The 4833-nt window shown below is 71.1% G+C and carries 7 protein-coding genes; 4 read left to right on the top strand and 3 right to left on the bottom strand.

Annotated elements, in window-relative coordinates; genetic code table 11:
* On the bottom strand, positions 1-182 hold a 182-nt coding region (locus AC08OP_RS20930), incomplete at its 3' end, for a hypothetical protein (protein ID WP_476615739.1).
* Positions 183-208: 26 nt separating this feature from the next.
* Here AC08OP_RS20930 and AC08OP_RS20925 point away from each other — a divergent pair.
* The 4 genes from AC08OP_RS20925 (at position 209) to AC08OP_RS20910 (ending at position 3188) form a co-directional block, all read left to right on the top strand.
* Positions 209-658: a hypothetical protein gene (locus AC08OP_RS20925; protein ID WP_476615738.1), complete on the top strand. Its 450-nt coding sequence runs from the start codon at positions 209-211 to the stop codon at positions 656-658.
* Positions 659-934: 276 nt separating this feature from the next.
* Entirely contained in the window at positions 935-1948 is a 1014-nt protein-coding gene (mqnB, locus tag AC08OP_RS20920) for a futalosine hydrolase (RefSeq protein WP_476615737.1), read from the top strand.
* A gap of 1 nt (position 1949) precedes the next feature.
* Positions 1950-2795: a 1,4-dihydroxy-6-naphthoate synthase gene (locus tag AC08OP_RS20915; protein ID WP_476615736.1), complete on the top strand. Its 846-nt coding sequence runs from the start codon at positions 1950-1952 to the stop codon at positions 2793-2795.
* A 42-nt stretch (positions 2796-2837) separates the two neighbouring features.
* Positions 2838-3188: a rhodanese-like domain-containing protein gene (locus AC08OP_RS20910; protein WP_476615735.1), complete on the top strand. Its 351-nt coding sequence runs from the start codon at positions 2838-2840 to the stop codon at positions 3186-3188.
* 86 nt (positions 3189-3274) lie between these two features.
* Here the strand turns inward: AC08OP_RS20910 and AC08OP_RS20905 are convergent, their stop codons facing one another.
* Entirely contained in the window at positions 3275-4015 is a 741-nt protein-coding gene (locus tag AC08OP_RS20905; RefSeq protein ID WP_476615734.1) for an HNH endonuclease family protein, read from the bottom strand.
* 116 nt (positions 4016-4131) lie between these two features.
* Positions 4132-4833 (bottom strand): DUF4352 domain-containing protein (locus AC08OP_RS20900; RefSeq protein ID WP_476615733.1); only part of this gene is annotated, 702 nt, incomplete at its 5' end.

Here is a 4833-nt window from a genome sequence, read left to right as displayed (position 1 = left end):
GGCCCCACTCCCCATTCCGGCGACGCTCCAGGATCCGACCGGTCCAACCCGGCCTGACCGCCGACGAACGACCCGCGGCCTCCGATGGCGGCGCCAGAACTGACCCGGCACGCCAGCGACGTGACCCGGGCCACCGTGCCCACCGGCCAGGGGCTGAAGGCCCTGGCGACGAGCGACGCCACCGCACGGGCGGCGATACCCTCCGACCGTGCGCACGCCTCACCTCCTCCGCCGTCTCCCGTTCCGGCGGCTCGCCGTGGCTCCCGCCGCCGCGGTCGTCGTCGGCCTCGGCCTGAGCGGCTGCGAGCGGCCGACTCCCCTGGTGACCATGGAGTCCGGGGGACACTTCGTGCAGACGAACGCCGCGCAGTACGAGTGGGACGGGACGGTGATCCAGAAATCGGTATCACCGCCGCACATCACGATCAGGCCCGGAAACGCCATCAACATCGACGTGCCGACGTCGGTCGCCGACCGCGGCTACTTCCTCGTCCTGGGCAGGGAGCGGGTGACCGACAAGATCAACGAGACGCACTACCGGTACGTTCCCGCCAAGAACACGCCTGCCCTGCTCGTGGTGTTCGCGCTTCCCGAGGCAGGCAGCTCCAGCGACCAGGCGTCGGGAAGCTGGCCGTTCCTGGTCACCTTCAAGCCCTGACCCACCGCCGGCTGCTCCGCCGCCGGACCGGAACCAACGACCCACGCACACCAGCCCCCGAACGGGGATACACCGTGCGCGCAGCGTGCCATACCTCCCCACTGGGACCACGCAGCGTCGTCCGCAATGCTAAGATCCGGCAACAAGTCCGATTTGCACCCCATCGAAAACCCCGTACTGTTACCCAGCTGTCCGGTGCGGTGGTGTTCGGGCGGATCGACCGACAGTATGCGACGACAGACGAGGACGTCCCCAGATCATGATCCGGACCTGATCGTGAGCCGCACCCTGATCGTGACCGCAGTGACCGCCGAAGCGGACGCGGTGTGTGCCGGCCTGATGGGCAGCTGGTCGCGCGGCCGGACCAGAACCCCCATCGGACCGGGCAGCCTGGTGTCCCCCGAATGGGACCGCCAGCTTCTCACCACCTCCACCCTGGGCCCCTACGTGGGCCGGCGACGCGGACCGGTGACGGTGCTCGCGGCAGGCACCGGCGGCCCGGCCGCGGCGGCGGGCACCGCGGTGGCAATGTCGGTGGCGAGCGCGGCGGGGCAGCCGTTCAGCCTGGTGGTGGCGATGGGGATCGGCGGTGGGTTCCGCGGCTGGGCGGAGATCGGGGACATCGTCCTCGCCGATCGCATCTTCGCCGCCGACCTCGGCGCGGAGTCCGGCCTTGACGAGGAACCGCCCGCTCCGCTGATCGGCCGCATCAGCGAGATGGACCGCAATCTCGGGTTCCACAGCAACGGCGCGCCGGCACCCCGCGGCGGCCCCGCCCACTTGCCGAACCCCGCGGGGTCGTTCCTGAGCCTGGAGGATCTCGGGCTCGGTTCGTCCACGGTGGTCCCGGATCCGGACCTCATCCACCGCCTGGGCACGGTGCTCGACGCCACCGGGCGGCGGATCGTTACGGGTAGCGTGATCAGCGTGTCGACGGTGACGGGCACCGAACGTCGGGCCACGGCGCTGACCGAGCGGCTGGACCCGGTGGCGGAGTCGATGGAGGGGTACGCCGTCGGGGTGGCCGCCCGGGCCTTCGGCGTCCCGGTGGTGGAGATCCGTACCATCAGCAACACGGTCGGGCGCCGGGACCGGTCCGACTGGAACCTGCCGGTCGCGCTGGCCAGCCTCCGCACGGCCGCCGCGGCACTCGTCGCCCACCCGGACGGTCTGGTGATGGCCGCACCGGTGGCCACCACGAGCGACACCTCCACCACGATCCCGGCCGGACACCCGGGTGCCCGCGGCCACCACGGGAACAACAGCCACCACGGGACGGGAGAGCACTGAGATGGGTGCTGGCCGGGCGACCACCTCGAACCTTCCAGGTCCGCTCTCGCTCGCCATCTCGCCCTGCCCCAACGACACATTCGCCTTCCATGCCCTCGCGCACGGACTCGTCCCGGGCGCACCCGAGGTGTCGGTGGCCTTTGCCGACATCGACGTCCTCAACGCCCGGGCCGCCGACGGGCGGGACGACCTCGTCAAGGTGTCCTACGCCGCCCTGCCGTGGCTGCTCACCGGGTACCAACTGCTGACGGCGGGCGGGGCCCTGGGCCGCGGCTGCGGCCCACTCGTCCTCACCGCCGGGCGGTCGGGCCTGCGCGGTGCCCGGGTCGCCATCCCCGGCACCCGCACCACGGCCTACCTGCTGTTCCGGCTGTGGGCGGCCGACGAGGGCGTGACGAGCGCCGACGTGCTTCCCTTCGAGAAGATCATGCCCGCCGTCCGCGACGGCGCGTACGACGCGGGGCTCGTCATCCACGAGTCCCGCTTCACCTACCCGTCCTATGGGCTGACGGCGCTCGTCGACCTCGGCGACTGGTGGGAGGGCCAGACCTCGCTGCCCCTTCCGCTCGGCGCGATCCTCGCCCGCCGGGGGCTGGACGGCCCGGCGCTGTCCGCCGCGGTGCGGGCGAGCGTCGCCGCGGCCTTCGCCGATCCCGCCGCCAGCGCCGACTACGTCCTCGCCCATGCCCAGGAGATGGCGCCCGACGTCGTCGACGCCCACATCAAGCTGTACGTCAACGAGTTCAGCCTCAACCTCGGCGACGAGGGGTTCGCCGCCGTCGAGGCCCTGCTCTCCCGCGCCGCCGACGCCGACCTCGTCCCCGCGCTTCCGCGGCCGCTGCGCTGAATCGCGAGCCCCCTCGGAGGGTCCTGATGGCAGGATGGAGACGTGAGTACCGATCAGATACCGGCTGTCGGCGTCGCGGAGCTACCGGTCGAGCTTTCCGCGGACGGTGCCCCGCTGATGGTGGACGTGCGGGAGCCCGACGAGTGGTCCGCCGGTCACATCGCCGGCGCGCTGCACATCCCGATGAGTGAACTGGCCGCCCGGCTCGACGAGGTTCCCCGGGAACGCGAGGTCGTCGTGGTGTGCCGCTCGGGCGGCAGGTCCGCCGCCGTCACCAACTACCTCAAGCAGGGTGGCTGGCAGGTCCGCAACCTGACCGACGGGATGCTCTCCTGGCAGGCGCACAGCCGCCCGATGGTGAGCGAGAGCGGCGCCGCGCCCACCGTCCTCTGAGGACCGCCGGCCGGCTCCGCCGGGTCCGGGCCGACTCCGCCGGCTACTCCGCATTTCTCGGATGACCCGGCGCCGCGGGCTTCCGGTCAGCCGCTCGGGGTCAGCCCCAGTGCCGGCTGGTTCGGGCACTTCTGGAGAACCGCGCGCATCGCGTCCGCCTCCGCCTGGACGACCCACAGGCGGTAACGGGCCTTCAATCCCACTTGGCGCGCGATGTAGGGGCACTGCTCCCCCGGGCTCGGCGGCAACCATTCGGCGGCGTCGTGATCGCTCTTGCGCTGATTCGTGGGACCGTCGACGGCCAGCAGGTTCTCCGGATCGTTGGCGAACTGGAGCCGTTCCCGGGCGGTCCAGTTGAGCGCGCCGGTCCGCCACGCATCCGCCAGGGGGACGACGTGGTCGATCTGCACGCTGGCGGAGTTCCGTCCACGGTCGAAACGGATGATTCTGGTGGTGTACGGATCCCGGAGCTCACCGGTCAGCACCGTGCAACCGTCCGATCTGCGGATGGTGGTGCTGCGCAGATCTCGCCGCAGAATGTCGTTACGGGTGTCACACCCGTTGTCGTCGATGTCCGACCAGGCGGGCCCGAACTCGTCCCGGCGGTACCTGGGAGAGTTGTCCTCCTCTTTGATCGGAAGGGTGCCGAGCAGCTTCAGCGCCGAGCCGCTGGCGGTCGGGGCACCAACCTGGTTGGACGTTCCGGTCTGGTCGGAAAGGTCACTGCAACCGGTCAGGCCGCCGATGAGGGCGAGGACGGCGAGGGCCGCGGCTCCGCCGGGTCGACCGGGTCCGCGACGATCTGGACCGACACCGCTTCTTCGCACCGGACTCCCCACCTCGACGGTTCGGAACCCGTGGGGGGTGCTCGCCCCGCTTCGGGTCCGTTCGGATCGAGGGTGACATTAACTGGAGATCGGCCCGCCGGGCTGGTCGGCCACCGTCAGGGGACGGGAACGCGGACTCCTCCGCTCACCGGATTGTCGTGCAGCTCCAACTCCTGGGCTGTGGCCTCCCGCGGGATGTCGAAGACCATGGTGCCCGCCCTGAGGTCACCCGGGTTGATCGAATCCCACAGATCCTCGTTACTCAGTTGGAGGCGGGCGAGGAAATCGGCGCTGTGCCGGCCTCCGCCGTCGTCCCACAGAAACTGGGATGAGGTCACCAGCGTGCGGGTGGAGTCGCCGAGGTTGCGCACGGTCACGTGGGCCAGGCAGAACTGGCCGTCCGTGTGCCGAGCGAGCAGTCCGTCACCGAGTTTGGTCTGCCCGCACCGGAAGGAATCCACGATGAACTCGAGCTGGCCATCCGTGACGGGGCGGTTCAGGCCGCTGGCCGAACCCGATGCCGTGCTCGGACCGGTGGAGCGCGACGGGGCGGTTGTGGCCGCCAGCTGTTCCGCGGAACCATTCTGGCCGCTCTTTCCGGTCTTTCCGGGCAGGCTGACCACGACTGCGATGACGATCAGCGCGCTCAGGACGATGGCGGCGATCCAGACGAGTCGCCTGCGATCGAGCCCGCGGGCCGGCGGCGGCTGGGCGAAGGGTGGGTACGGTGCGCCGGGCTCGCCCGGTACCGGCCCGTGCTGATCGGGAGCCTGGCCGGACCACGGCCCCGGCGGTGCGCCGGCGACCTGCCCGCCCAT

The sequence above is a fragment of the Frankia sp. CeRuru1 genome (genome assembly GCF_977966315.1).
The sequence above is the reverse complement of the archived record's forward strand: the minus strand, read 5'-3'. Positions and strand labels throughout refer to the sequence as shown.